This is a genomic window from Campylobacter sp. BCW_6873, assembly GCF_001762365.1.
In the GTDB taxonomy this organism is placed as follows: domain Bacteria; phylum Campylobacterota; class Campylobacteria; order Campylobacterales; family Campylobacteraceae; genus Campylobacter_D; species Campylobacter_D jejuni.
The window spans coordinates 1-1,427 of record NZ_MJWS01000082.1 but is presented as its reverse complement, the minus strand read 5'-3'; the positions used below and the strand labels follow the sequence as shown (position 1 = coordinate 1,427).

The window sequence follows — 1,427 nt, the reverse complement described above, 5'->3', positions numbered from 1 at the left end:
GAACCTATATCAGCTCTAATTTGATCAAGGTTAGTTATAGCAGTTTCAGCTATATCCATCACAGCCATAGCACCTTTAAGAGTGGTTACACCCGCAGTTTCATCAGTAGCACCTACAGTTGATGTTCTTAAGGCAGCAAATTGAGAATTTCCTGAACCTGATGAAAAACCTGAACCTGCTGAAACTATATAAGTACTGCTTATAGAAGCTGCATCTGAAACAATTTGCACTGATCCAGATAAAGCTGTAGAATATCCTTTTCCACTACCCACTGAAAAACCTGAACCTGCTGAAAAACCTGAACCTGCTTGAGACATAAACGCTGAAATACTAGAAGCTTGGATAATTTGCTTATCTCCGCCACCATTGTAAGAATTAAAACCCATAGCATCAGCATTAGCTGCTGAAATTTGACCTTTTGATTCTCTTAAAGATACTGAAGCTTGAGAAATCATATCTGCAGCACCCATACCTATAGCACTAAGATTAGTTCCACTTATATTGATATCTCTACCATCATTTTTAACCAAAGATAATCTTCCATAATTTTCAGTTTTTAAAACACCAGCACCAGCACCTATACTACCTGTAATTTTAATGCCTCTACCATCAGCTGAAGTAAGAACAAGTTTACCATTCTCATCTTTAGAAGCTTGAACTCCTGTTGTGTCTTTAACAGAATTTATAGCTGAGATTAATTGGCCATTATTATCTCCATCTTTATAATTAATCTGACCAATTATAACCCCATTGATAGCAAAGTCTTGAGAAGTACTTCCTTCTTTTATAGCATAAGCTCCTACAGTTTTTACATCATAAGTTGCTCTAACTCCTGTTTTATCAGAGCTTTTATTAATCTCTTCGGCTAAAGCTCCAAGTCCTGTTCCAACTGAAGTTGAAATCACAACATTATCAAATTTAAAATCTTCTATACCATTATAGTTTTTGATAGTAAGTCCTACTACACCTGAACTCACACTTTGTGAACCTGTTTCAAATCTTGTAACACCGATTTTTGAAGACTGGGTTGCACCTATGGTTGCCTTAACGGTTTGATTTGAACTTGCACCGATTTGAAATTCTTGATTTGTAAAACCACCACTTAAAAGTTGCTTACCATTAAACGAAGTAGTATTTGCGATATTGTCAAGTTCTTCCATGAGTTTGTTGATATCGGCTTGAAGCATGGTTCTTGTTTTTAAACTTTGACCATCTTGAGCGGCTTGAGTTGCCTTAGTCTTAATAGTATCTAAGATCTTAAGTTGCTCATCCATAGCCTTATCTGCAGTTTGTAAGATACCCAAAGCATCATTACCATTTGATATAGCTTGACCTAGAGTATTTGCTTGAGATCTTAAGCTATCTGCTATCGCCATCCCTGAAGCATCATCTGCTGCGGAGTTAATCCTAAGACCTGAACTAAGTCT

General features: G+C 36.6%; 1 protein-coding gene. It reads right to left on the bottom strand.

Annotation, left to right across the window (positions count from 1 at the left end; all coding sequences use genetic code 11):
• Window positions 1-1,427 (bottom strand): flagellin (locus AJ932_RS08170; RefSeq protein ID WP_070289014.1); only part of this gene is annotated, 1,427 nt, incomplete at both ends.